Below are 24,870 nucleotides of genomic sequence, written 5' to 3' on the forward strand. Positions count from 1 at the left end.
CATTGACGCGCACGGTGCCGCGCAGCACCGCATCCCGCGCGCGCGACCGCGAGGCATAGAGCCCCCGCGAGACGAGCGCTTCGTCGAGGCGCTGCCTAGTCGACATCCAATGGTTCGGTTCCCGAGGCCGTGCCGTCGGGCTTCAGGGTGATCTTCTCGATCCGCGCTTCCGCATCCTTCAGCAGCTGGTCGCAGTGCTTCTTCAGGGCCTCGCCGCGCTCATAGATGGCGATCGACTGTTCGAGATCGACCTTGCCCGATTCCAGGCGCGTGACGATCTGTTCGAGTTCGGCCAGTGCCTTCTCGAAGGGAAGGCTTGCGATATCGGCGTGATCGGCCATCAGAGTTCGTCCTCGTCTTCCTCGAAATCACCTTGCGCGAAGTCGGCATTGCCGCGCATCAGGGCTTGCACATGGATGCCGGCCGATGCCGCGAGCCCTTGCAGGTCGTAGCCGCCCTCCAGCACCGAAACGACCCGGCCGCCGCAATGGATTTCCGCGGCTTCCATGAGCTTCAGCGTCACCCAGGCGAAATCCTCCTCCGTCAGCTGCAGGCTGCCAAGAGGATCGCGATGATGCGCATCGAAACCCGCCGAGATGATGACGAGGTCCGGCCCGAAGGAATCGAGCGCGGGCAGGATCACCGAATTCATCGCCTCGCGGAACTGCTCGCTGCCATCGCCCGCGCGGAGCGGCGCATTAAAGATGTTGCCCGCTCCCGTTTCCTGAACGGCACCGGTGCCGGGATAGAGCGGCATCTGGTGGGTGGACCCATAGAACAGGTCTGGCTCGGACCAGAAGATATCCTGCGTACCATTGCCATGGTGGACGTCGAAGTCGACGACCGCCACGCGTTCTGCATCATAACGGGCGCGCGCGTACTGCGCGGCGATGGCGGCCTGGTTGAAGAAGCAGAAGCCCATGGCGCGGCGGGTTTCCGCATGGTGGCCGGGCGGACGCAGAGCGCAGAAGACATTGTCGGCCTCGCCCCGGAACACGGCATCGACACCGGCGGTGGCGGCGCCGACGCCGCGGAGTGCCGCCTCGAGCGTACCGGGCGACATGGCGGTATCTGGGTCGAGATACTCGAAGCCCTCGGTGGGCGACATGGCGCGCACCCGCTCCAGATGCTCATAGGCATGAGCACGAAGAATATCCTCGTCGCGGCCCAGCGGAGCCTCGCGGCGCACGAGATCCTTGAAATGTTCCGATCCGAGGATCTGGTTGACGACCTTGATGCGGTCGATGCGCTCGGGATGGCCCTGGGGCGTCACATGGCGGAGCGAAGACGAATGGGTGAACAGCAACGTGGACATAGCCCTGTTCTAGCCGCTTCACGCCCGGACTGCTATAGAGCGAAGATGGCTTCCAACAACGACATGCAGGCTGCGGCACAAGCCCTGCGGGAGGGGCAACTCGTGGCCTTCCCCACCGAGACCGTCTATGGCCTGGGCGGCGATGCCACCAATGACGAGGCCGTGGCCCGTGTCTATGCCGCGAAGGGCCGGCCCTCGTTCAATCCCCTGATCACCCATGTACCCGACGCAGAAGCCGCCTTCGCGCTGGGCGAATTCAGCGCGGACGCCCGCAAGCTGGCGGTGGCATTCTGGCCCGGCCCATTGAGCCTCGTGGTGCCGCGCAAGGCGAATTGCCCGGTGTCGCTGCTTGCCAGCGCCGGGCTGCCATCGATTGCCATCCGCGTTCCGTCGCACCCGATGGCGCTTGAGTTTCTGAGGGCGGCCGAACGGCCCGTAGTGGCGCCGAGCGCCAATCCGTCCGGCAAGATCAGTCCCACGACGGCGGAACATGTACGAAAGCATCTGAAGGACAAGGTTGCAGCGGTCCTTGATGGCGGACGCTGCAAGGTGGGCGTCGAATCGACCGTGGTCAGCTGTCTTGGCGATGGCCCAAAACTGCTGCGGCACGGTGGCATCCCACGCGCCGAGATCGAGAAGGTGCTGGGGCACGCCGTGGCGGTCGAATCGCATTCCGCGCGGCCCCATGCGCCGGGGCAGCTGCTCAGTCATTATGCGCCGCATGCCGAATTGAGGCTCAATGCCGACCGCCCGCGTGAGGGCGAAGCCTATCTCGGCTTCGGGCCGCTCCATGCCCATGGACCCTGGACACTCTCGGCCAGGGGCGACCTTGTGGAGGCCGCGGCCTGCCTTTTCCGCCTGCTGCACGAGATCGACGCGACCGGGGTCTCCCGCATCGCGGTCGCGCCCATTCCGCATCATGGGCTGGGCGACGCCATCAATGACCGGCTGCTGCGCGCTGCAGCACCGAGGGACACCGCATGACACACAAGACCCCGACGCCCGACACCCTCGACCGCCTCGCTGCCGTCGTGGGCGGCAAACACGCCATCCGCAACACGGCTGAGATGGACGGCTACATGCGGGAGTGGCGCCAGATCTGGGTTGGCCGATCGCCGATGGTGCTCCGCCCCGGCTCGACCGGAGAGGTCTCGCGCATCCTTGCGATTGCCAACGAGACGGGAACCGCCATCGTGCCACAATCCGGCAACACCGGGCTCTGTGGCGGACAGACGCCCACGGACGATGGCCACGAGGTGCTGCTGTCGCTCGACCGGATGACCCGCATTATCGACGTCGATGCCAATGACAACACGATCACGGTGGAAGCTGGCGCCACGCTCAAGTCGGTGCAAGACGCAGCAGCGGCCAAGGACAGGTTGTTCCCCTTGAGCCTCGCGTCAGAAGGCTCGTGCCGCATCGGCGGCAATCTTTCCACCAATGCAGGCGGGCTCAACGTCATCGCCTATGGCAACACGCGCGATCTCTGCCTGGGGCTTGAGGTTGTTCTGGCCGACGGGCGCGTGTGGAACGGCCTCAAGCGCTTGCGCAAGGACAATACGGGTTACGATCTCCGCAACCTGTTCATCGGCGCCGAGGGCACGCTTGGCATCATTACCGCCGCCGTGATGAAACTTTATCCAAGGCCCAAGTCCCATGAGACCGCCTTCATCGCCGTCCCCAGCCCGCAGGCCGCCGTCGACCTGCTGTCGCTGATGAAGGAACTGAGCGGCAACCGCGTCGTGGCCTTCGAGATCATCGCGGACTTCGCGCTTGAGATCACCATCCGCCACGCCGGCGCGCGGCATCCGCTGGCATCGTCATCGCCCTGGTATGTGCTGGCGGAACTTGCGGACCCGGTGCGAGGCGCGATGGAGGCCCTGCTTGAATCGGCCCTCGAAAAGGGCCTCGTGACCGATGCCGCCGTCGCGCAGTCCGACAGCCAGCGCGCGGCCTTCTGGTCCTGCCGCGAATTGATTTCTGAATCGCAGAAGCCCGAGGGCGGCTCGATCAAGCACGACATCTCCGTTCCGGTGTCGCGCGTTCCCGCGTTCCTCGAACAGGCGGATGCCGCCGTGTCGCAGCTCATTCCGGGTTCGCGCTTCGTGTCCTTCGGGCACATGGGCGACGGCAACATCCACTACAACGTCTCGCAGCCCCCTGGCATGGACAAGACGGCATTTCTCGATTCCTGGAATGCCATGAACGACGTCGTGTTCGACGTCGTTGCGAAGCTCGGCGGCTCGATCAGCGCCGAACACGGGATCGGCAGGCTCAAGGCCTACCGGATGCCGAAGATCAAGTCGGCGGTCGAGCTGGGCATGATGCGCGACCTGAAGCGCATGCTCGATCCCAACGGCATCCTCAATCCGGGCCGGGTGCTGCCCGAATGACGGTATTTCGCGAGATCGAGGATCGCGATGTCGATGACGTCGTGGTGCTGTGGCAGGCCTGCGGGCTGACGCGGCCATGGAATGATCCGTACAAGGATATTTCCTTCGCGCGGGCCGGCAGTCATTCCACCGTGCTCGTTGCGGAACATGAGGGCCGAATCACCGCCTCCGCCATGACGGGGCACGATGGCCACCGGGGTGTCCTCTACTATGTCGCGGTCGACCCGGAATTTCGTGGACAAGGGCTTGGCCGCAAGGCCGTTTTCGCGGCTGAAACCTGGCTCACTCAGCGCGGTGTATGGAAGATGAACCTGCTCGTGCGATCCGAGAACGAATCCGTCAGAGGCTTTTACGAGGCACTGGGTTACACGGTGAACCCCGTGCTCTGCATGGGACGAAAGATTGCGCCCTAGAACAGCTTGAGCTGGTCAGGCTGCTTCGGTTTAGGCGGTGCCACGGCCTTGCCGATCGTTGTGGCTTCGAGCACGAATGTCTCGTCGGGCGCGGGCTGGATGAGACGGGCAGCCTCTTCCGGGTCACCTGTAAGCCATGTCTCGAAATTCTCCGGCGCGATGATGACCGGCATGCGGTCGTGGATGGCAGACAATTCGCGATTGGGCGCGATGGTCATCAATGTGGCCGTCTCGATCTCGGACCCATCGGCTCCCATCCATACCTCCCACAGTCCACCGAAAGCGAATAGTGCTTCATCATTGCGCTGCACGAAGTAGCAGGTCTTGCGGCCTGGCGTGTCGCCGGACCATTCGTAATAGCCGTCAGCGGGAACGAGGCAGCGGCGGCGGCGCATGGCATTGCGGAAGGTCGGCTTTTCCATCACCGTCTCGCCGCGTGCATTGATCAGCGGCTTGCCTGCCGGAAACTCCTTCGCCCAGGAGGGCACAAAGCCCCAGCGCACCAAGGCGAAGCGGCGCTTTCCTTCTTCCATCCGCACGACCGCGATAGGCTGGCCCGGCGCCACATGGGCGCGCGGCGGGAAATCCGGCTCGTCGAGATAACCAAACAATGCCCGCGTTTCCTCAGGGCTCTTCCTGAAGCTATACAGTCCGCACATGAACCGGAGTGTAGCCCAGATGCCGTCGTCACAACACTTGCCCAAGCTGGGCGTTTCGGCCTCGATCTGGCGGGACGGGAAGGTTCTGCTGGTCCAGCGCGCCAAGCCGCCCGTCGGCATATGGGCCTTTCCGGGCGGCCATGTGGAGCCGGGCGAGCGGCTGGAGGAGGCAGCGGCCCGCGAATTGATGGAGGAAGCCGGCATGACCGCCACGTTCTCGGGTCTCCTCGGCCTCTATGACGTCATCCGCCGCGATGGCTCCGGTCTCGTCACCGTTCACTACGTGATCGCCTGCTATCTGGGTATAGCCGGCCCTGGAGAGCCTCTAGCCGCCAGCGATGCGATGGCGGCGCATTGGGTCGATCCCGCGCAGCTGGGTGGCTATGACCTCGCGCCCAACATCGCGGACGCCGTTGCAAAGGCGAAAGATCTCCTGACGCAATCCTGACAATTGCGCTGTTGATATTAACCTTCGTTTAAGGAACGGATGGTCCGCCTTGGATCAGTTGCTATTGTGCCATCGAGACGCCACGGGGGTGGAAGACCGTGGCACCCAAGGACGCCGACAACAGATGGATCCCATGCTCAAGATGGCCGACAGGACAATCGAGACCTCGCCCGCCGAGGAAAAGCAGCTCGCGCTGCGCTACCTTCTCGATGCTTGGGAAGAGGCAGCGTATGAGGGCGTGGACCGCGACTGCCTCGCCACCGCAGCGATCTTCGCAGCGCTCTCGGAACTCATCACCACCTATGGCGAGGAACCGGTGGCCGTGATGTGCGAGCGCCTACCGGATCGCGTCAGGGCCGGTGAGTTCACCCTGGCGAAGAGCCGGCAGTAATTTTCAGAACAGCGCTTCCATCAGCAGGGCGAAGCCAAATGCTGCAATCAGCACGCCAGTCCAGCGATTGATCTTGTCGAACACGGTTTCGGTGATGCGAGACTTGAACCGCGTCACGATGAAGCTCAGGAACAGCCACCACAGCATTCCACCCAGGGCAACTCCGGCGATGACCGTCGGCGGGCGATCAACCGATTCCCCCAGCCGCAGCACGGCATTCATGGTACCGAAGATGGCGATGAAGCCGAGAAAGATGCCGGGATTGGTGAGCGTGAGGATGCAGGTCGTCAGCATCTTGCCTGCCACCTGACGCTTGCGCGGCGGCTCCTGCAGCGCCAGTTCGGCAAGTCTGATGTGCGAGCGCGCCAGCTTCACGCCGATGAGGACGAGGATGACACCGCCAAGGATCGTCAGCGGCGTCGCATAGCCCGTGATGACATGCGCGACCCAGCCAATCCCATAGGCCGCCGCCGTGGCATAGGCCGAGTCCGCCACCACAGCGCCCAGCCCCGCGAGGAAGGCCACCAGAAATCCGCGCCGCAAGGCATTGCGGATGACGATGATGTTGACAGGTCCCAAGGGTGCCGTCACCGACAGGCCGATGGCGATGCCGGTGACGAAAAGGATTGGATCCATTGCTTACCGGATGTCGACCACGACGCGGCCCTTGACCTTGCCTTCGACGATGTCGGCGGCAATGCGCGGCACGTCATCGAACTTCACGTGCGTTGTCAGGGCATGAAGCTTCGAGAGATCGAGGTCCTTGACGAGACGCTCCCAGACTTTAAGCCTGCGGGGCATGGGGGTCGAGACCGAGTTGATGCCGACGAGCTTCACGCCACGCAGGATGAAGGGCGCCACATTGGTGGGCAGGTCCATGCCCTGTGCGAGGCCGCAGGCGGCAACGGTGCCTTCGGGGTTGATCTGCGAAATGACGTTGGCCAGCGTGACGGAGCCAACCGAGTCGATTGCTCCCGCCCAGCGTGTCTTCGCCAGCGGCTTCACCGGGCCATTGAACTCGTTGCGGTCGACGACACCGGCAGCGCCGAGACTCTTCAGGAACGGCTCCTCTGACACGCGGCCCGTGGAGGCAATGACGCGGTAGCCGAGCTTTGCCAAAATGACGATCGCCGTGGTGCCGACGCCACCTGCCGCACCCGTCACCAGAATGTCGCCGTCCGACGGCTTCACGCCCTGCTCTTCAAGCGCCATAACGCAAAGCATGGCGGTGTAGCCTGCAACGCCCACCGACATGCAGTCGGCGGAAGTCCAGCCCTTCGGCACCGGCACCAGCCAGTCGCCATTGACGCGCGCCACTTCCGAGAAGCCGCCGTGATGGCCCTCGCCCACGCCATAGCCATTGAGCACCACCGCATCGCCCGCCTTCCAGCGCGGATGGGTGGAGGAGCGGACGGTGCCAGCGAAATCGATACCGGGGATCAGGGGATAGCGCCGGGCGATCGGGGCCTTGCCGGTGATGGCGAGGCCGTCCTTGAAGTTGACGGAGGAATGCGAGACGTCGACCGTGACGTCGCCCTCCATCAGGTCGCTTTCGTCCATCGTGGTGAAATCGGCTTTCTGACCGGCGTCTGTCTTGGTGATGAGAATGGCGCGGAATGACATGGTGATTTCCTCTCAGAGGGCTTCGATGAAGCGGATGGGTTGGCCGCCTGCGGGGCCGATGATCTCGTCGTTCCACATCACACGGCGGCCGCGCACGAAGGTGCCCACGGGCCAGCCGGTGACGGTTGCACCATCATAGGGCGTCCACTTGCAGCGGCTCTCGATCCAATCATTGGTGATGGTGCGGCGGGCCTTCATGTCGACCACCGTGAAATCGGCATCATAGCCCTCGGCGATGCGGCCCTTGCCTGCCATGCCGAAGATGCGGTTGGGGCCATGTGACGTGAGATCGACGAAGCGTTCGAGCGATAGCCTGCCCTTGTTCACGCAGTCGAGCATGATCGGCACCAGGGTCTGCACGCCGGGCATGCCTGAGGGCGAGGCCGGATAGGGTTTGGACTTTTCTTCCAGCGTGTGGGGCGCATGGTCCGAGCCCAGCACGTCGACCAGGCCGGACTGGAGAGCCGCCCACACCCCGTCGCGGTGATGGGCATCGCGGACGGGCGGGTTCATCTGGATCAGGGTGCCCAGACGCGCATAGTCTTCCGTCGCGAAGGTCAGGTGATGCGGCGTCACCTCCACCGTGGCGATGTCGCGGTTGGCGGCGAGCAGCGGAAATTCATCCGCCGTCGAGACATGGAGCACGTGAATGCGCCTTCCCTCAGCCCGCGCGATCCGCAGCAGGCGTTCGGTGCAGAGCCGTGCGGCCTCCGCATCGCGCCAGACCGGATGGCTGGCGGGATCGCCCTCGATACGTTCGCCCTTGCGCGCATTGAGGCGGAACTCGTCTTCGGAATGGAAAGCCACGCGGCGGCGGATATTCTTCAGGATCGCGGCAACTCCCTCGTCGTCCTCGACGAGAAGCGAACCGGTGGATGAACCCATGAAGACCTTGGTGCCCGCACAGCCCGGCAGCCGTTCCAGCTCGCCCAGGAGATGAGCGTTTTCCCGCGTGCCGCCCATGTAGAAGGCGAAGTCGCAATACATGCGGTTGGTGGCGCGCCTCACCTTGTCGGCCAGCGCTTCCGGCGTAATGGTGAGGGGGCTGGTATTGGGCATCTCAAAGACACCGGTGACGCCGCCCTTCACCGCGGCGCGGCCCCCGGTTTCCAGATCTTCCTTGTGTTCGGCGCCGGGCTCCCGCAAATGCACCTGGCTGTCGACCACGCCGGGCAGGATGTGAAGCCCGGTGCAGTCGACCACTTCGCCGCCCTGTGCCCTGTCATAATGGCCGATCCCGACGATGCGGCCGCCCGTTACGGCAATGTCGCGAAGGCCTGAGCCATCGTGATTGACGAGAATTCCGCCTTTGAGGATCAATTCGGCGTGGAAGGGCATGGGCGGTCCTTGATCGTGGTGTGAGGCCTTCGTAAATGTGGATTGGAAACGAAGCAACAAAGATGCGCGACATTCACTTTACGGCTGGAATTCTGCCGAACCGAGTTCTCTTCCATGTGGAGGGGCCGGATGCTGGCCATTTCCTGCACAATCTGGTGACCGCCGACATCGAGGGCCTGACACCGGGGCAAGCGGCCTACACCGCCCTGCTGACGCCGCAAGGCAAGATTCTCCACGATTTCTTCGTGTTGAACACAGGTGAGCGCTACCTCATCGATTGCGCGGCCTCGCAACGGGCCGAGCTTGTGAAACGGCTCGGCTTCTACAAGCTGCGGGCCAAGGTGACGGTAAGCCCTTCGGAGGACGAGGTCGCGGTTGCGATGGAACGCCCCTCCTCGCCGCTGGCCTTTGCCGACCCGCGCTGTGCAGCACTCGGATGGCGTTTTGCGGTGCCTGCCGGAAGCCTTCCCGACAATCTTGATTACGAAGCCGCGCGCATCGAGATCGGGCTCGGCGACTCCGGCGCCGACATCGGGTCGGGCGAATTGTTTCCGCATGAGGCCAATCTCGACCAGCTGGGCGGCGTCAGCTTCAAGAAGGGCTGCTACGTGGGCCAGGAAGTCGTATCCCGCATGGAGCATCGCGGCACGGCGCGCAGCCGCATTCTGCCCGTCGCACTCGACGGCGAAGGGCCTGCCAAGGGTGCCGAGATCCGTTCGGGCGAAAAGCTGGTGGGCACGCTGCTGTCCGCTTCCGGAGGCGCGGCGCTTGCGCTCATACGGCTGGACCGGTTGGCGGATGCCACGGCACCGCTGCTGACAGATGGTGTCACCGTGCATGTGCTGAAACCGCGCTGGGCGAGCTATGATGTGCCCGGTTCCGAGGGCGTTGCATGACTGCGGTGAAACACGATGACGGCTTGTGCCGCTGCCACTGGTGCGGCACCGATCCGATTTACGTGGAGTATCACGACACCGAATGGGGGGTGCCCGAGTATGACTCGCGCGCGCTCTTCGAGAAGCTGCTGCTCGACGGGTTCCAGGCGGGCCTTTCATGGATCACGATCCTGAGGAAACGCGACAATTTCCGCCGCGCCTTCGACAACTTCGATCCCGAACTGATGGCGAGATATTCGCCGGCAAAACTCGAAAGCCTGATGCAGGACGCAGGGATCGTGCGGAACCGCCTCAAGGTCGATGCAAGCGTCACCAATGCGCAGGCCTATCTCGCGATCCCCGATTTTTCGGCCTACCTGTGGGACTTCATCGACGGGCAGCCGGTCCAGAACCGGATCGCCAGCATGAAGGACATTCCGGCGAAGACGCCGCTCGCCGAAAAGGTGTCGAAGGATCTTCTCAAGCGAGGCTTCCGCTTCGTGGGTCCCACCATCGTCTATGCCTTCATGCAGGCCTGCGGGCTGGTGAACGATCATCTCGTCGACTGCCACAGGCACGAGGCCGTGAAACATGCCGCGCGCAAAGTCTGAGCCGCCGCGCGCCTGGCAGCGGATGCTGTCAGGCCGCAGGCTCGATCTTCTCAATCCTTCGCCGCTCGACATCGAGATCGAGGACATCGCGCATGGGCTTGCCCGCGTGGCGCGCTGGAACGGGCAGACCAAAGGCGACCATGCCTTCTCGGTGGCCCAGCATTGCGTGCTGGTGGAGGAGATTGCGGTCCAGCTCGATCCCGGCCTCGATAACAGCGCGCGGCTTGCTGCACTCCTTCACGATGCGCCGGAATACGTGATCGGCGACATGATCTCGCCCTTCAAGGCGGCGCTGGGCCTCGACTACAAGGCCTTCGAGAAGCGGCTGATGGCGGCCATCCATCTGCGGTTCGGGCTGGCGCCGCAAACGCCTGCGAAGCTCGAAGCCTTCCTCAAGAGATGCGACCATGTGGCCGCCTTCCTTGAGGCAACACAGCTTGCCGGATTCAGCGTGGACGAGTCGGAGAAATTCTTCGGCCGCCCTCGCGGCCTCGATGGCGAGAATGCCGCGCGGTTCTTCCGGCTGAAACCGCTTGCGCCGAACGATGCTTCGGCGCTCTATCTCAAGTCTTTCAGGAAACTTGCCGCAAGCCCATGATCATCGTCGGACCGCTCAGCAAGGTGCAACCGCTCATCGACGAACACGGCGTCAGCCATGTGGTGACGCTGCTTGCACCAGACACGCCGCACCCTGCTCCGCAAGGCGTGCATCAGGACCGGCATCTGAAGCTCTATTTCCACGACATCGTGCAGGCGATGGAGGGTCATACGCCGCCTCGCGCTGCGGATGCCGAGAAGCTCATCGCGTTTCTCGAGGGCTGGGAACGCACGAACCCCATGCTGATCCATTGCTGGGCCGGCATCAGCCGTTCGACGGCTGCGGCCTACACCGCGCTTTGCCTGTTCCGGCCCAGGGCCGATGAAGAAGAACTGGCTTGGGAGCTGCGAAAGGCTTCGCCATCGGCCACACCGAACCGTCTCATCGTGTCACTGGCCGACGATGTGCTGGGCCGCGAGGGCCGCATGGTGAGAGCCATCGAGAAGATCGGCCGCGGGGCGGATGCCTTCGAGGGCACGCCCTTCGTGCTGAAACCCTGACGCTCACTTCCCGCTGTGGGCAAACTCCCAGTAGAGGTCGCGCGCCTTTTGCATCACCGGACCGGGCTGGTAGCTCTTGTGCTCGACGCGGGTGACCGGTGCTACTTTTGAGTAGTTGCCGGTCGAGAAGACTTCATCGGCCTCGATGAATTCTTCCCAGCGCATGGCGCGCTCGTGCACCTTGATCCCGGCCTCGCGCAGAAGCTTGATGACACGCTGGCGCGTGACCCCATTGAGGAAGGTTCCGTTCGGTGCAGGTGTATGTGCCTCGCCGTCCTTGGCCAGCCAGAGGTTGGCGGTGGCAAGCTCAGCCACATTGCCCAGGGGATCGAGCATCACGGCATTGTCGAAGCCGCGTGCTTTCGCCTCGCGGATAGCACGGGCCGAGTTCGGATAATGGCAAGCCGCCTTGGCATCGGTCGGCGCATATTCGAAGGACGGCCTGCGGAACGGCGAGCAGGTGATCGAAAAGCCCGTGGGCTTGGGCAGTGGCGCATCATAAACCGACACCGAGAATTCGGTCGATTCAGGATCGACATCGACGAAACCATCGGCAGCCCAGAACATCGGGCGAAGATAGAGTTCGGCATCTTTCGGGAACTTCGCGATGCCCTCGCGGATCAGCTCTTCGATCTCGCCCGCGGACTTTACAACCTTGAGGCCGAAGCTTTCGGCGGAGCGCACGATGCGCTGGCAATGGAGATCAAGATCGGGCGCGACCCCCTCGAAGGCGCGGCCGCCATCGAACACGCAGGAGCCAAGCCAGGGCGCGTGTGTCATCGGGCCCATGAGCATCGGATTTCCACTATGCCATTCGCCGCGATACCAGGTCCAGGCGGCGCCTGAGGTTTCTTTCCAGCCCATGTTTCAATCTCCCTTATTGTAAGCATCCTAGACCAGACGCCACCAAAACAAAAAGGCGCCCAAAGGGCGCCTCTTGATCATCAGCCATGCAGATTGTTCACGAGTCTTCGTAGAAGACGTGACGGCCGATCTTGATGAGACGCTTCATGCTCTTGGCCCACTTTGGCTTCACGTAATCCGCATGGTAGTTGGTGGCCGTGCCGACGGCTGCGACCTTGGCGCTTCCACCAATGGCCTTCTGGGCGACGCGCTTGGAGTTGGCCCAGGCCGTGGCACTTTTCACGTCGTCGGGCAGCCCGTCGCAGGCAAAGGAGAACTGGCAGGAATTGCGGCGGCCCGAGCCTTGATAGACCACACCGCAGATGGTGTTGGGATATTCCGGGTCTTTCACGCGGTTGAGAATGACCTTGGCCACGGCAAGCTGGCCCAATTCCGACTCGGAACGCGCCTCGAAGTAGACGGCACGGGCGAGGCAGTTTTCCTCGGCGAGCCGAACCCGGCGCTGGGCGATGTCCTTCTGCTTCTCCTTGGATTTCTCGTTCTTCTTCTCGGCCGACTTCTCACTGCGCTTCAGCTTGATGGCCTGCTCGACCTTGTCCTTGGAGGGTGCGAGCGCGATCTTCTTCTTGACCGGCTCCTCAGCCTTGAGGTCAACGGCGGCGGGAACGATCTGGACCACAGGAGCTGCGGCCATGGCCTTCGGCGGGGTAGCGGGAATATCGCCCTTGCCCGATTCGGCCACCACCTGCCGGCTGGCGGAGGTCATGTTGATGATTTCGAGGCTGGAGCCTTCGGGAAGTAGCGATCCCTTGGCGATGATGTTGGACGATGGGGACATGACCGGTTCGAGCGTTTCACCCGGCTCGGCATTGTGAGCAATGGCGTTCTGGCCCATGTAATGGCCCGCAAATGCGAATGCCATCACGAGCATGACGCCTCCGAATACCATCGGACCGTACTCGCTGAGCGCGCTGCGCTGCTTGCGAACAGGATAGTCCAAGGATCCCCTGGGCCTTGCCGGCCCTAGCTTACGCGCTGCTTTCTTCACTTCCCCTCGACACACCGTGGGTCGTAGATTCTTACGACGCAGTTAAGACGCGGTAGTCTATGCCCGGCCCGTTTAACATAGGTTAACCATCCCGACAATCGAAAGCGGTCGTTTTCCGGCCTTAAATCGGGCACGATGAACAATTGGTTAACATCTTGACTCAACTTAGATCATTCAATCTTTTGAAAGACTTGCCTGAGCCGCTGCAAGCCTGGCAATAGGCACCCGAAAGGGAGAACATGACACATAGTCAAGATTGATATTCTCGCAGAAGGCGATGGAGGCAGGATCACCGCCATGCTCGCCGCAGATACCGGTTTTCAGTTTCGGCTTGACCGACCTGCCCCGCTCGGTTCCGATGCGGACAAGCTCGCCAACGCCCTCAGTGTCGAGCGAAATGAAGGGATCGGTCTTGAAGATGCCCTTGGACGTGTATTCCCCGATGAAGCGGGCGGCGTCGTCGCGGCTGATGCCGAAGGTGGTCTGGGTCAGGTCGTTGGTGCCGAAGGAGAAGAAGTCCGCCGACTGGGCGATTTCGGCCGCACGAAGGGCGGCGCGCGGCAGTTCGATCATAGTGCCAACGGAATATTCGATGGCGACACCGGTTTCGGCCGCAACCTTGCTGGCGACGGCCACGATGCGCTCCTTCACGAGGTCGAGTTCGTTCTTCGACGCGACCAGCGGCACCATCACTTCCGGGATCGGCGCCTTGCCGGTGCGGCGGGCGACTTCGGTTGCCGCCTCGAAAATGGCGCGGGCCTGCATCTCGGCGATTTCGGGGTAGGAGATGAGCAGCCGCACGCCGCGGTGGCCCAGCATGGGATTGAACTCGTGGAGCTCCGCCACGCGCGCGCGCAGGGTGTCGGAACTGGCGTTCATCTGCTCGGCCACTTCCTCGATCTCATGGTCCGCCTGCGGCAGGAACTCATGCAGCGGCGGATCGAGCAGGCGGATGGTGACGGGAAGCCCCGCCATGATCTCGAAGAGTTCGATGAAGTCGTTCCGCTGCATGGGCAGCAGCTTTGCCAGTGCGGCGCGGCGTGCATCGATCTTGTCGGCGAGGATCATTTCGCGCACCGCGAGGATGCGGTCCGAGTCGAAGAACATGTGCTCGGTGCGGCAGAGGCCGATGCCCTCGGCTCCGAAGTCCCGCGCGGTGCGGGCATCGAGCGGGGTTTCGGCATTGGCCCTCACGCCCATCCGGCGATGGCTGTCGGCCCACACCATGAGCCGCGCGAAATCGCCCGAGAGTTCGGGCTTGATGGTCGCCACCTCGCCCTTCATGACCTGGCCCGTCGAGCCATCGATGGTGATCGTGTCGCCCTTCCTGAGTTTGACGCCCATGACAGCGAGGGTGCCGGCTGCGTAATCGACGCGGAGCGCACCTGCGCCCGAGACGCAGGGCTTGCCCATGCCGCGCGCCACGACCGCCGCATGGGAGGTCATGCCGCCGCGCGTGGTGAGGATGCCTTCCGCCGCATGCATGCCGTGAATGTCCTCGGGGCTCGTCTCGACGCGCACGAGGATGACGCGGTGGTTCAGTGCCTTCAGGCGCTCGGCTTCATCCGCATCGAAGACGATCTCCCCGCTTGCCGCGCCCGGAGACGCAGGCAATCCTGTGGCGATGACATCGCGCTTCGCCTTGGGATCGAGTGTCGGGTGGAGCAGCTGATCGAGCGACGAGGGTTCGATCCGCAGCACGGCTTCAGCCTCGGTGATCAAGCCCTCTTCAGCCATATCGACCGCCACCTTGAGGGCGGCCTTGGCGGTGCGCTTGCCGGTGCGGGTCTGCAGCATCCAGAGCTTGCCCTCCTGGATGGTGAATTCCATGTCCTGCATGTCGCGGTAGTGGCGTTCGAGCAGGTCGAAGGTGGCACTCAGCTCTCGGAAGGTCCCGGGCATGAGCGCTTCCAGCGAGGGTGCCTCGGAGCCTGCCTCGATCCTCGCCTGCTCGGTGATGTTCTGCGGGGTGCGGATGCCGGCGACCACGTCTTCGCCTTGCGCGTTGACCAGGAACTCGCCGTAGAGTTCCTTCGCACCCGTAGAGGGATTGCGGGTGAAGGCGACGCCTGTCGCTGACGTGTCGCCCATGTTGCCGAAGACCATCGCCTGAATGTTGACGGCCGTGCCCCAGTCTTCGGGAATGTTGTTGAGCTTGCGGTAGGTGATGGCGCGGGCACCATTCCACGACGTGAACACCGCGCCGACGGCGCCCCACAATTGCTCGCGCACATCCTGCGGGAAGGGCTTGCCCGTCTCTTGCTCGACCAGCGCCTTGTAGCGCGCGATGAGGCCATGCCAATCATCCGCGGTGATCTCGGTATCGAGCGCGTAGTCGCGCTGGTCCTTGAAGCCGCCGAGGATATCCTCGAACTCGGCATGATCGACGCCCAGCACAACGTCGGAATACATGCCGATGAAGCGGCGGTAGCTGTCATAGGCGAAGCGCCGGTCGCCGGATTTTGCCGCAAGGCCTTCGACCGTCTCGTCATTGAGGCCGAGGTTCAGCACCGTGTCCATCATGCCGGGCATGGAGGCGCGGGCGCCCGAACGCACCGACACCAGCAGCGGATGGGCGGGATCGCCGAACCCGGCACCCACGATCGCCTCGACTGCCTTCAACGCCGACTCGACCTCAGCCTCGAGGCTTGCCGGATAGGCCCGGTTGTTGGCGTAATAGGCGGTGCAGACTTCGGTCGAGATGGTGAAGCCCGGAGGCACGGGCAGGCCCAGGTGGGCCATTTCGGCCAGGTTGGCGCCCTTGCCGCCCAGCAGCGCCTTCATGCCGGCGCGGCCCTCAGCCGTGCCGCCGCCAAAGCGATAGACGTATTTTCCGGATTCAGCCGCCATGACACACCACTCTCGTCGTTGGGGTTCTAGTCAGGGGTAGTGGGCGGCGGCCCGCTAAAAACAAAACCACAGTTAACAGTCTTGTGCAACGCAATATCGCATTTGCGACATCGCGTCCGTCTGTCAGGCCGGGGCGAGCACCGCCGGCGTCCGGGGCCGCCTGACATGGAGAATCCACAGCGCGATGCCAAGGTTGAGCACGTTCCAGGCCACGCCGTTGAGGAAGGCGGCGGTGTAGGAGCCGGTCCAGTCATAGATTTCGCCCGACAGCCAGCCGCCCAGGGCCATGCCGAACACGGTGGCGGTGAGCACCATGCTGATGCGGGCTCCCGCCTCTCGTGCCGGGAAATGGTCGCGGATGATAAGCGCATAGCTCGGCACGATGCCGCCTTGCGACAGGCCGAAGATGGCGGAGACGATGTAAAGCGAGATCAGGCCGTCGAAGGGAATGTAGAACAGCAGCGCCAGCATCTGCAGGAACGAGCCTGCGATGAGCGTGGCCAGCCCGCCGATGCGGTCGGCGATGAAGCCCGAGGCAAGCCGGCTGAGCACGCCGAAGCCGAGCATGAGGGAAAGCATTTCAGCACCGCGCGCCGGGCCAAACCCGAGGTCGGCGCAATAGGCCACGATGTGAACCTGCGGCATCGACATGGCAACGCAGCAGGACAGCCCCGCCAGCACGAGTGCCGGATAGAGCAGCGGATGCTTCGGCAGCAGGCCCTTGTGGCCCGAGGCGCGGCTTGCCGGGCTGGCGGTATCGTCGAACTGGGGACGGCGGCTCAAAAGCTGCGCCAATGGCACCATTACGATCACGCAGAACAGGCCGAGCACCACATAGGTGCTGCGCCAGCCGTAACTCTCGATTGCATATTGCAGGAAGGGCGGCCAGATGGTGCCCGCGATGTAATTGCCGCTCGCCACGATGGCGATGGCAATGCCCCGGCGCTTCAGGAACCATTGCGAGGTATCGGCCACCAGCGGCCCGAAGGTCGAGGCGCTGCCGAGAAAGCCGATGAACACGGCCTGCACCACCACGAACTGCCAGTAACTCTGCGACAGCGCGGCCAAGATGAAGCCTGCGCCCAGAGCAACGCCGCTGATCGAGATCGGCACCCTCACGCCATAGCGGTCGGCCACGCGGCCCATGGTGTAGCCGCCAAAGGCGAAGCCGATGAAGGTCGCGGTATAGGGGAGCGAGGCTCCCGCGCGGTCGATGCCGAACTCGGACTGGATCGTGGGGATCACGACGACCGCGAGCCACAGGCCGATTCCGCCCACGACGGCGAGCACCAGTGAAATACTCAGCCGGAACCAGGCGTATCGACTATCGGGGGCATAGGCGGTTGCAGGACTCATGGGATATCCCTACCCTTCGCAGGTCCATGGGTCAAAATCATCGCACCAGCGTTCGCGATGGGGGAGCGGTGCGGGCCATGCATGGTTCGGTATGGAGGCCGGGAGGCGTTGGAGTCGGGAGGCATGGGGAATGGCTGAATTGAAGGGGCGCAACTGGTCGGCGGCAAGTCTGGCGCTTCTTGTGGCGGGCGTCGCCGCCATCCTTGCGGTGCACATGATCCTGTCGCAGCTTCTCGGCCGTTCGCTGACCGATGGACTTCTGAAGCGCGAGGGAATCGTGGCGCAGGAGTTCCTCAACAGCATCCTGGCGGCGGAGGACAGCACGGACAAGCTCTTCGCCCAGCCCCAGCCCAGCCCGGCACTGCAGTCCTTCGGCACTCATGTCCGCAGCCTGCCCGGCATCGTGCGCGCCAACATCTATTCGCCTGACGGGTTCATCCGCCATTCGAGCGAGGCCAACCTCGTCGGCGTTCATTTCTCCGACAATAAGGAGCTAGGGCAAGCCTTCGCCGGAAAGATCACCTCGGCGCTGGAAGAAATCCAGGCGAGCGACAAGTCCGAGCATCTGGCGCTGAGCCAGCTCGATGGTGACCATCTGATCGAGTCCTATGTTCCGGTCACGTCGCCTTCCGGAAGCGTCGTCGCGGTCGTCGAGTTCTACCGCAAGGATTCGTGGATCGGGCCGATGGTGGCGGAGATGAACCGCGGCATCTGGATCGCCGCGGGCCTGAGCAGCATGATCTTCGCGCTGGTCATGCTGGTGGCGCTGCGGCGGCGCTAAGCCGACCGGCGGTCAGCCCTCGATCTTCGAGAAATCCGCCACTTCCTGGGTTGCCGCGCGGATGCGGTTCAGGAGGCGCAGGCGGTTCTCGCGGAAGGTGGCGTCCTTGTCGTTCACCGTCACATGCTCGAAGAACTGGTCGACAGGCACGCGGAGCTTCGAGAGCGATGCCATCGCGGCCTCGAAATCCTCGTGCTCGATGGCGCGGCGCGTCTGGCCCACGGTCTGGGTGATCGCGGTGTGCAGCGCCTTCTCCTCGCCCTTGATGAGCTGGCTGATCTGCACGTCGCCATCATAGGACTTGCCGTCCTTCTTCTCCTCGATGCGGAGAATGTTGGAAGCACGCTTCACACCCGCGAGGAGGTTCTTGCCATCGTCCGTCTCAAGGAACTTCGACAGCGCCTCGACGCGCTTCACGATCATCAGCAGGTCGCCATTTCCACCTAGTGCAAAGACTGAGTTAATCAGATCAATAGGCAATCCTCGTTCGCGCAGAGCAAACCCTAGACGGTCGATCACAAAATTCATCAGATCAGTGTAGTTGCGCTGCTCCCACTCTTGCGGCGGGGCGGCGCTGGGCCCTTTCAATAGAGCGTTCACAGCTGCTTCAGAAGTCTCAATGAGCTGCTTGAATGGACTCTCGTCCTTAAACTCTTCGAAGAGAGGCAGTCGTCTTACCACATCCCGCCTTGCCCCCTTAAGCAGGTCAGCCATTATCAAACGATCTTGAAAGAAGATCACATTGACGAGTGATAGTCGCACACCGGCTTCAATGATTATCCGAATTGCACCAATGGCAGCACGCCGTAAAGCATACGGGTCCTTTGATCCCGTAGGCTTCTCAGCAATCATCCAAAAGCCGACTAGCGTGTCGAGCTTGTCAGCCAGCGCCACGGCCTGTCCGACTTTCGATACCGGAATCGTGTCACTCGGCCCGACCGGCTTATAGTGGTCGCGGATGGCATCCGCCACCTCCGGATCATGGCCTTGGTCCAGCGCATAGTAGCGACCCATCAAACCTTGAAGCTCGGGGAATTCTCCGACCATGCCGGTGACGAGATCGGCCTTGGCGAGCCTGGCCGCGCGCCGTGCCTTGAATTCATCGGCGCCGATGGCCTTGGCGATCTCTCCCGCCAATGCCTCGATGCGGGCGACACGCTCGCCCTGACTGCCGAGTTTCGCATGGAAGGTGATCGAGTCGAGCTTCGCCGCCCAATCCTCTAGCTTCACCTTGCGGTCCTGGTCCCAGAAGAACTTGGCGTCGCTCAGCCGTGCCGCGATCACCTTGTTGTTGCCGGCGATGATGGTCTTGCCGCCGTCCTTCGCCACGAGGTTCGCCACCATCAGGTAGCGGTTGGCGAGCTGGCCCGTCATGGTGTTGCGGAGCGCGAAGCATTTCTGGTGGTTCTTGATCGAGGTGGCGATCACCTCCGGCGGCACGGTGAGGAAGCTTTCATCGAAGCTTCCCATCAGCACCACGGGCCATTCGACGAGGCCCGCCGTCTCCTTCAGCAGGCCCTCGTCCTCGATCAATTCGAGGCCTTGCGCGAAGGCCAGGTTGCGGGCTTCCGTGCGGATCGTCTCGGCGCGCGCCGTGGCATCGACGATGACGAATTCGCGCGCCAGCTTCAGCGCATAGTCCTCGAAGCGGCGGACCTCGATGTGCTGCGACCCCATGAAGCGGTGGCCGCGCGTGACGTTGCCGCTGGCGATGCCCTCGATCTCGAAGGGCACCACCTCGCCATCGAAGGTGCAGACGATGGAATGCAGCGGACGCACCCAGCGGAGCGTGCCCGAGCCCCAGCGCATGGACTTGGGCCACGGAAACTTGCGGATCGTGTCGGGCACGACGCTTGAAATGATCTCGGTTGCCGCGCGCCCGGGCCTGCGGATGACGGCCAGATAGAACTGGCCCTTCTTGTCGTCCTGCACCTTCAACTGGTCGAGGCTGAGGCCGGTCGACTTGAGGAAGCCATCGATCGCCTGCTGGGGCGCATCGACGCGCGGGCCCTTGCGCTCCTCGGCCACGTCGGCCGCCTTGGCATTGAGCCCTTCCACCGAAAGCGTCAGGCGGCGCGCGCCGCCATGCGCCTGCGCGCCTTCATAGGTCAGTCCCGCATCCACCAGGGCATTGGTCACCATCTGGCGCAGATCGTCCGCCGCCTTCGCCTGCATGCGCGCGGGGATTTCCTCGGAAAACAGTTCGATCAGCAATTCGGGCATCGGCCAACTCCGGACGGGCCCGGCACTTAGCAGCCCCGCCCCGCCTTGTCACCCGTGGCCGCCTCGCAGCGCTACAGCGCCTTGTGGCTGCCGTCGCAGAAAGGTCCGGCCTTGGTCTGCTTGCAGGCGCAGAAGAACTTGCGGCCTGAGGTCTCGGCGGTCCACTTCACGGGCGCAAAGGCGGTGCCCTTGTGACTGCCGTCGCAGAAGGGCTGGCGCTTGGACTGGCCGCAGGCGCACCACCAGTAGTCCTTTCCGGCCTCTACCTCGACGGGGATCGGCGTCTTCTGGGCAATGTGGGCGGCGGTCATGCTGTCATCCTTCCAATCTTCCTGGCAACACTACGCGGCGGGACTGCGGGGAGATCAGACGGCGCCGCCGCCTGCCGTGCGGCTCCAGGCCTCGCAGCAGCCCTTGGCCAGTTCGCGCACGCGCAGGATATAGGCCTGGCGCTCGGTCACCGAGATCACGCCGCGCGCGTCCAGAAGATTGAAGGTGTGGGAAGCCTTGATGCACTGGTCGTAGGCGGGCAGCGCCAGCGCATGCCTGCCGTCCCTCTCGCCCGCCGCCAGCAGCGCCTTGCACTCGGCCTCGGCATCGTCGAAGTGCCGCAGCAGGGCATCGGTGTTGGCGAATTCGAAATTGAACCGCGAGTATTCCTGCTCGGCCTGTAGGAAGACGTCGCCATAGGTGATGCGACCCTCGCCTTCCGGCTTGCCGTTGAAGTTCAGGTCATAGACATTGTCCACGCCCTGCACATACATGGCCAGGCGTTCGAGCCCGTAGGTGAGTTCGCCCGACACGGGATGGCAGTCGAGGCCGCCCACCTGCTGGAAGTAGGTGAACTGCGACACTTCCATGCCGTCGCACCAGACTTCCCAGCCCAGGCCCCAGGCACCCAGCGTGGGGCTTTCCCAGTCGTCCTCGACGAAGCGGATGTCATGCAGGCTGCGGTCGATTCCGATCGCCTCGAGCGAACCGAGATAAAGATCCTGCAGGTCGGGCGGTGACGGCTTGATGATCACCTGATACTGGTAGTAGTGCTGCAGGCGGTTGGGGTTCTCGCCATAGCGGCCATCCTTGGGACGGCGCGAAGGCTGCACATAGGCGGCAGCCCAGGGCCGCGGCCCCACCGACCGCAGCGTGGTGGCCGGATGGAAGGTGCCGGCGCCCACTTCCATGTCATAGGGCTGGAGAATCACGCAACCCTTCTCGCCCCAGTACTGATGAAGCGTGAGGATGAGATCCTGGAATGACTGGGTCGGGTTCAATGCCATACAACGCGCCTTGCGGTTAGGCCCGGCTTGTTACTGGCCAGCGGGCCTGCGATCAAGCCCGCATCGGAACATCTGCTGAGGTGCGATCAGCCTTCGGGATAATAGACGCCGGTGCGCGGATCCTGGCGGAGCCGGGTCACATGGCGCTGAGGCCTCTGGCCGGTTTTCACCCGTACCTTCTGCGCTTCCATGCTGCGCATCATCTGACGCAGGGCGAACAGGCTCAGGATGCCTGCCACAAGGACGGTCAAAACCTTCAAAAGAACCATTCGAACCTCCGTTGGTCCTTAACTCTTACGATCATAGGCCGAAACGGGACCATAATGCACGTGTTTCCAGTGTCGCAATGAATGATTCCGGAATTTCGGCACCCGAACCCAATCCGAGACGCTGCAAGCCCCAGCCTCTCGGTGCCGAAACCGCTTTGATAACAAGCTTTTCGCCGAATTTCTGACGGAGGACCTCGGGCAGGTGGCCCAGTCCGTCGATCAGGCCCAGCGCCTGTGCCCGCCGCCCGGTCCAGAAGGCGCCAGTGAAAAGATCGGGGTCCTCCTTCAGCTTGCCGGCGCGGCGGTGCCGCACCAGGTCCTTGAAAGACTCATGCACATCGGCCTGCAGGTCCTTGAGGCGCGCCACGTCCTCCGGCTTTTCCGGCTGGAAGGGATCGAGCACGGCCTTGTTCTCGCCCGAGGCATAGACGCGGCGTTCGACGCCCAGCTTGCGGATGGTCTCGACGAAACCGAATCCCGCCGAGATGACGCCGATCGAGCCCACCACCGAATTGCCGTCGGCATAGATCTCGTCGCCGGCGCAGGCCAGCCAGTAGCCGCCCGAGGCGGCCACATCCTCGCAGAAGACATAGACCGGCAGCTTGAACTCCGCCGCCAGCGCGCGGATGCGGTCATGGATCAGCGCCGACTGCACCGGCGAGCCGCCGGGCGAATTGACGGTGATGGCAACCGCAGCGACCCCCTTGCGGAAGGCGCGCTCCAGCTGCGGCTCCACATCCTTGAAGGTGAGCGGCGGCCGCATCGGGGAGCCCACGCCAATAGCGCCCTGAAGCCGCACATGGGTGACCACGGGAACCGATTTGCGGAAGCGAAGCGGGATGAGGCGCTGGAAGAAGGACTGTTGGGCCATTGCCCCACTTAGATAAGGAGTGGCAGTGCGCGCGACAAGCGCGAAGCCTTCCCCCTTGAAGCACGATCTCGCTGTTCCCACATCCACGCCGTTCCGGGCCCCTCTGGCGCTCTCGCGGGCGCGATGTCGGACACATCGATGCATTAAAGAGGGTTTCAATGGAACTTGTGTCCGGACTTCTGCTCGCCACCTGGATGACCAAGCCGGTCTGGATGTGGCTTGCCTTTCTCGCCATCGTCATCGTGCTTCTGGTTCTCGATCTCGGCGTCCTGCACAAGGAGAATCGCGAGATCGGCGTGCGCGAAAGCCTGCTGCTCTCGGCCTTCTACATTGCCCTCGGCCTGGCTTTCGGCGGCTGGGTCTGGTTCCAGCTCGGCGCCGGCGCCGGTATCGAGTATCTCACCGGCTTCGCCGTGGAGAAGGCGCTGGCGATGGACAATGTCTTCGTCATCGCGATGATCTTCTCGTTCTTCGCGGTGCCCCGCAAGTACCAGCACCGCGTGCTCTTCTGGGGCATCCTCGGGGTGATCCTGCTGCGCGCCATCATGATCGGCCTCGGCGCCGCGATCGTCAGCGAATTTTCATGGGTGCTCTACATCTTCGCCCTGTTCCTGATCGCCACCGGCATCAAGATGATCGTCTTTGCCGACAAGGACTACGATGTCGCGAACAATCCCGTGCTGCGTTTCGTGCGGCGGCACTTCAACGTCACCGACGAGCATCACGCGGAACGCTTCTTCGTGAAGAAGCCGGACCCGAAGAGCGGCAAGCTCGTGTGGTTCATGACGCCCCTCTTCCTGGCGCTGGTGCTGATCGAGGTGGCGGACGTGATCTTCGCGGTGGATTCCGTGCCGGCCATCTTCGCCATCACCACCGACCCCTTCCTCGTCTACACCTCGAACATCTTCGCCATTCTCGGCCTGCGCGCGCTCTACTTCGCGCTGGCGGCGATGGTGCATCGCTTCCACTATCTGAAGCTGGCCCTTGCCATCGTGCTGATCTTCATCGGCTCGAAGATCTTTGCCGCCGACTTGCTGGGCATCGACAAGATCCCGCCGGCGCTGTCGCTGGCGATCACCTTCGGCATCCTGGCCTCGGGCGTGCTCTACAGCTTGTGGAAGACGCGGAGTGCCGAGACGGCGGTGCGCTAACGCAGGCGCCAGGCCATGCCTTCGCGCAGGATGGCGTCGGCTTCGGGGGTGAACTGCGAGCTGGAATCATGCAGCACCAGACCGGGCAGCAGCTGCATCGGCGCCTTTGAGCCCTTGACGCCCTGCACGATCACGCGCGAGGCCGAGGTGCCCTCGCGCGCATAGAGCGGCGCGATGCGGATGTCGCCGAAGCGCTCTTCCATCACCTGCAGGATCTTGCCCAGCGCATCGGCGCGGTTCACCAGCGTCACGGTGCCGCGCATGGTCACCATGGTGTGCATGACGCGAATCCACAGCTCAAGGTCGTCGGGACCGAAGGCATGGGCCTGCGCCTTGAGCAGCACCGGCGAGGGCGTCGACTTGCTGTCGTCGAAATAGGGCGGATTGGCGAAGGCATGGCTGAAGGTGCCATGGGCCGGCATGGAAGCTAGGTCCTTGCGCAACGCCTCCTTGATGTCGGCATGGATGACGCGGACATTGCCGCCGAAGCCGTTGCGCTTGGCATTCTCTTCGCAGAGCAGGGCATAGCGCGCCGCGACTTCGATTCCGGTCAGGTGGATGCCCGGCGTGCGGGCCAGGGTGCAGAGTGCGGCCACGCCGGTGCCGACGCCGGCCTCGAAGACCGATTCGCCCGCATTGCAGGGGATGGTGGCCGCCAGGAATACCGAGTCGATTCCGGCGCGGAAACCCTTCTCGGGCTGCAGGATCTGCAGCCGTCCGCCGAGGAATCCGTCCTCGGTGAGCGACGACGGCACGCCCGTCCCGCCCGAAGGGGGCGGCGGCGGGGAGGCCGAAAGGGCTGTCGCGCTCATTTGCATTCAAGCCAATCTATCCCGGGATGGTTAGCGCCGCGTTACCAAGCTCGCTGCGGGCGCGATCCAGAAGGGACTCTTCAACCAGTATCCGCCGAGGAATGGCCCCGATCGAGCCTTCGACGGCGCTGGTATAGCCATCGAGCAGCAGGTAGTCGATCCCGGCCTCGTCCAGCACATGGCCGACGAAGGAGAGGTAGACCA

29 protein-coding genes are annotated in these 24,870 nt (G+C 63.4%); 11 read left to right on the forward strand and 18 right to left on the reverse strand.

The features are described 5' to 3' along the window. From ACEW8Q_RS19675 to ACEW8Q_RS19685, 3 genes are all read right to left on the reverse strand, one after another. On the reverse strand, positions 1-106 hold a 106-nt coding region (locus tag ACEW8Q_RS19675; protein ID WP_373505790.1), incomplete at its 3' end, for a S4 domain-containing protein. After that, positions 96-341 (reverse strand): exodeoxyribonuclease VII small subunit, encoded by a 246-nt coding sequence (locus tag ACEW8Q_RS19680; RefSeq protein WP_373505762.1) that lies wholly within the window; start codon positions 339-341, stop codon positions 96-98. The genes ACEW8Q_RS19675 and ACEW8Q_RS19680, both read right to left, overlap by 11 nt. Beyond that, a complete protein-coding gene (locus tag ACEW8Q_RS19685; protein WP_373505763.1) occupies positions 341-1,315 on the reverse strand; it encodes a histone deacetylase family protein in 975 nt (324 codons plus the stop codon). Before ACEW8Q_RS19685 ends, ACEW8Q_RS19680 begins: the two co-directional genes overlap by 1 nt. A gap of 45 nt (positions 1,316-1,360) precedes the next feature. On the opposite strand from ACEW8Q_RS19685, the gene ACEW8Q_RS19690 reads away from it, so the two are divergent. Genes ACEW8Q_RS19690 through ACEW8Q_RS19700 form a run of 3 tightly spaced genes read left to right on the forward strand, consistent with a single transcriptional unit; the run spans position 1,361 to position 4,121 of the window. Then, on the forward strand, positions 1,361-2,299 hold the full coding sequence (locus ACEW8Q_RS19690; protein ID WP_373505764.1) for an L-threonylcarbamoyladenylate synthase: 939 nt from the start codon (positions 1,361-1,363) through the stop codon (positions 2,297-2,299). Continuing rightward, positions 2,296-3,708 carry an FAD-binding oxidoreductase gene (locus ACEW8Q_RS19695; RefSeq protein ID WP_373505765.1) on the forward strand — a complete coding sequence of 471 codons (1,413 nt, stop codon included), beginning with the start codon at positions 2,296-2,298 and terminating at the stop codon, positions 3,706-3,708. Before ACEW8Q_RS19690 ends, ACEW8Q_RS19695 begins: the two co-directional genes overlap by 4 nt. Continuing rightward, entirely contained in the window at positions 3,705-4,121 is a 417-nt protein-coding gene (locus ACEW8Q_RS19700) for a GNAT family acetyltransferase (protein ID WP_373505766.1), read from the forward strand. The genes ACEW8Q_RS19695 and ACEW8Q_RS19700 overlap by 4 nt, the downstream gene beginning before the upstream one ends. Here the strand turns inward: ACEW8Q_RS19700 and ACEW8Q_RS19705 are convergent. Beyond that, positions 4,118-4,900: an SOS response-associated peptidase gene (locus tag ACEW8Q_RS19705; protein WP_373505767.1), complete on the reverse strand. Its 783-nt coding sequence runs from the start codon at positions 4,898-4,900 to the stop codon at positions 4,118-4,120. The genes ACEW8Q_RS19700 and ACEW8Q_RS19705 overlap by 4 nt on opposite strands. Here ACEW8Q_RS19705 and ACEW8Q_RS19710 point away from each other — a divergent pair. Then, a complete protein-coding gene (locus tag ACEW8Q_RS19710; protein WP_373505768.1) occupies positions 4,800-5,228 on the forward strand; it encodes an NUDIX hydrolase in 429 nt (142 codons plus the stop codon). The genes ACEW8Q_RS19705 and ACEW8Q_RS19710 overlap by 101 nt on opposite strands. A gap of 124 nt (positions 5,229-5,352) precedes the next feature. Beyond that, the gene (locus tag ACEW8Q_RS19715; protein WP_373505769.1) at positions 5,353-5,619 is read left to right on the forward strand and encodes a hypothetical protein; all 267 of its coding nucleotides are present in this window, start codon (positions 5,353-5,355) and stop codon (positions 5,617-5,619) included. Positions 5,620-5,622: 3 nt separating this feature from the next. Here ACEW8Q_RS19715 and ACEW8Q_RS19720 read toward each other — a convergent pair whose 3' ends face one another. The 3 genes from ACEW8Q_RS19720 to ACEW8Q_RS19730 are packed head-to-tail and all read right to left on the reverse strand — an operon-like array spanning position 5,623 to position 8,580. Beyond that, positions 5,623-6,255, reverse strand: a complete 633-nt coding sequence (locus ACEW8Q_RS19720; protein ID WP_373505770.1) for a LysE family translocator — start codon at positions 6,253-6,255, stop codon at positions 5,623-5,625. Between the two features lie 3 nt (positions 6,256-6,258). Then, positions 6,259-7,242, reverse strand: a complete 984-nt coding sequence (locus tag ACEW8Q_RS19725; protein WP_373505771.1) for an MDR family oxidoreductase — start codon at positions 7,240-7,242, stop codon at positions 6,259-6,261. 12 nt (positions 7,243-7,254) lie between these two features. Further along, positions 7,255-8,580 carry a dihydroorotase gene (locus ACEW8Q_RS19730; protein WP_373505772.1) on the reverse strand — a complete coding sequence of 442 codons (1,326 nt, stop codon included), beginning with the start codon at positions 8,578-8,580 and terminating at the stop codon, positions 7,255-7,257. A gap of 62 nt (positions 8,581-8,642) precedes the next feature. On the opposite strand from ACEW8Q_RS19730, the gene ACEW8Q_RS19735 reads away from it, so the two are divergent. Genes ACEW8Q_RS19735 through ACEW8Q_RS19750 form a run of 4 tightly spaced genes read left to right on the forward strand, consistent with a single transcriptional unit; the run spans position 8,643 to position 11,164 of the window. Next, on the forward strand, positions 8,643-9,476 hold the full coding sequence (locus ACEW8Q_RS19735; protein WP_373505773.1) for a folate-binding protein YgfZ: 834 nt from the start codon (positions 8,643-8,645) through the stop codon (positions 9,474-9,476). Beyond that, entirely contained in the window at positions 9,473-10,066 is a 594-nt protein-coding gene (locus ACEW8Q_RS19740) for a DNA-3-methyladenine glycosylase I (protein ID WP_373505774.1), read from the forward strand. The genes ACEW8Q_RS19735 and ACEW8Q_RS19740 overlap by 4 nt, the downstream gene beginning before the upstream one ends. After that, complete coding sequence (locus ACEW8Q_RS19745) at positions 10,047-10,664, forward strand: HD domain-containing protein (protein ID WP_373505775.1); 618 nt, start codon at positions 10,047-10,049, stop codon at positions 10,662-10,664. The genes ACEW8Q_RS19740 and ACEW8Q_RS19745 overlap by 20 nt, the downstream gene beginning before the upstream one ends. Further along, a complete protein-coding gene (locus ACEW8Q_RS19750) occupies positions 10,661-11,164 on the forward strand; it encodes a tyrosine phosphatase family protein (RefSeq protein WP_373505776.1) in 504 nt (167 codons plus the stop codon). Before ACEW8Q_RS19745 ends, ACEW8Q_RS19750 begins: the two co-directional genes overlap by 4 nt. A 3-nt stretch (positions 11,165-11,167) precedes the next feature. Here the strand turns inward: ACEW8Q_RS19750 and ACEW8Q_RS19755 are convergent, their stop codons facing one another. The 4 genes from ACEW8Q_RS19755 to ACEW8Q_RS19770 all read right to left on the reverse strand — a co-directional run bounded on the left by ACEW8Q_RS19755 (position 11,168) and on the right by ACEW8Q_RS19770 (position 17,282). Further along, entirely contained in the window at positions 11,168-12,028 is an 861-nt protein-coding gene (locus ACEW8Q_RS19755; RefSeq protein ID WP_373505777.1) for a branched-chain amino acid aminotransferase, read from the reverse strand. 97 nt (positions 12,029-12,125) lie between these two features. Continuing rightward, positions 12,126-13,028 (reverse strand): cell wall hydrolase, encoded by a 903-nt coding sequence (locus ACEW8Q_RS19760; protein WP_373505778.1) that lies wholly within the window; start codon positions 13,026-13,028, stop codon positions 12,126-12,128. A gap of 222 nt (positions 13,029-13,250) precedes the next feature. Then, on the reverse strand, positions 13,251-15,926 hold the full coding sequence (gene ppdK / locus ACEW8Q_RS19765; protein WP_373505779.1) for a pyruvate, phosphate dikinase: 2,676 nt from the start codon (positions 15,924-15,926) through the stop codon (positions 13,251-13,253). Positions 15,927-16,049: 123 nt separating this feature from the next. Continuing rightward, positions 16,050-17,282 carry an MFS transporter gene (locus tag ACEW8Q_RS19770; protein WP_373505780.1) on the reverse strand — a complete coding sequence of 411 codons (1,233 nt, stop codon included), beginning with the start codon at positions 17,280-17,282 and terminating at the stop codon, positions 16,050-16,052. 130 nt (positions 17,283-17,412) lie between these two features. Here ACEW8Q_RS19770 and ACEW8Q_RS19775 point away from each other — a divergent pair, with 130 nt between their 5' ends. Then, positions 17,413-18,063, forward strand: coding sequence for a hypothetical protein (locus ACEW8Q_RS19775; RefSeq protein ID WP_373505781.1), 651 nt, complete (start codon positions 17,413-17,415; stop codon positions 18,061-18,063). A 12-nt stretch (positions 18,064-18,075) separates the two neighbouring features. On the opposite strand, the gene glyS is transcribed toward ACEW8Q_RS19775, so the two are convergent. From glyS to ACEW8Q_RS19800, 5 genes are all read right to left on the reverse strand, one after another. Beyond that, a complete protein-coding gene (glyS, locus tag ACEW8Q_RS19780) occupies positions 18,076-20,286 on the reverse strand; it encodes a glycine--tRNA ligase subunit beta (RefSeq protein WP_373505782.1) in 2,211 nt (736 codons plus the stop codon). A 71-nt stretch (positions 20,287-20,357) separates the two neighbouring features. Next, entirely contained in the window at positions 20,358-20,597 is a 240-nt protein-coding gene (locus ACEW8Q_RS19785; RefSeq protein WP_373505783.1) for a CDGSH iron-sulfur domain-containing protein, read from the reverse strand. Positions 20,598-20,651: 54 nt separating this feature from the next. Further along, positions 20,652-21,563: a glycine--tRNA ligase subunit alpha gene (locus tag ACEW8Q_RS19790; protein WP_373505784.1), complete on the reverse strand. Its 912-nt coding sequence runs from the start codon at positions 21,561-21,563 to the stop codon at positions 20,652-20,654. Positions 21,564-21,649: 86 nt separating this feature from the next. Next, the gene (locus ACEW8Q_RS19795) at positions 21,650-21,832 is read right to left on the reverse strand and encodes a hypothetical protein (RefSeq protein WP_373505785.1); all 183 of its coding nucleotides are present in this window, start codon (positions 21,830-21,832) and stop codon (positions 21,650-21,652) included. A gap of 31 nt (positions 21,833-21,863) precedes the next feature. After that, positions 21,864-22,703, reverse strand: a complete 840-nt coding sequence (locus ACEW8Q_RS19800) for a S49 family peptidase (protein ID WP_373505786.1) — start codon at positions 22,701-22,703, stop codon at positions 21,864-21,866. A 158-nt stretch (positions 22,704-22,861) separates the two neighbouring features. Here ACEW8Q_RS19800 and ACEW8Q_RS19805 point away from each other — a divergent pair, with 158 nt between their 5' ends. Continuing rightward, positions 22,862-23,854 (forward strand): TerC family protein, encoded by a 993-nt coding sequence (locus ACEW8Q_RS19805; RefSeq protein WP_373505787.1) that lies wholly within the window; start codon positions 22,862-22,864, stop codon positions 23,852-23,854. On the opposite strand, the gene ACEW8Q_RS19810 is transcribed toward ACEW8Q_RS19805, so the two are convergent. Together ACEW8Q_RS19810 and ACEW8Q_RS19815 are read right to left on the reverse strand one after the other, a co-directional pair. Then, entirely contained in the window at positions 23,851-24,666 is an 816-nt protein-coding gene (locus ACEW8Q_RS19810; protein ID WP_373505788.1) for a tRNA1(Val) (adenine(37)-N6)-methyltransferase, read from the reverse strand. The two genes, ACEW8Q_RS19805 and ACEW8Q_RS19810, sit on opposite strands and share 4 nt — an antisense overlap. Before the next feature lie 16 nt (positions 24,667-24,682). Beyond that, positions 24,683-24,870: DUF2007 domain-containing protein (locus tag ACEW8Q_RS19815; protein WP_373505789.1), on the reverse strand; the 188-nt coding region annotated here is incomplete at its 5' end.

The sequence above is a fragment of the Aestuariivirga sp. genome (genome assembly GCF_041738905.1).
In the GTDB taxonomy this organism is placed as follows: Bacteria; Pseudomonadota; Alphaproteobacteria; order Rhizobiales; family Aestuariivirgaceae; genus Aestuariivirga.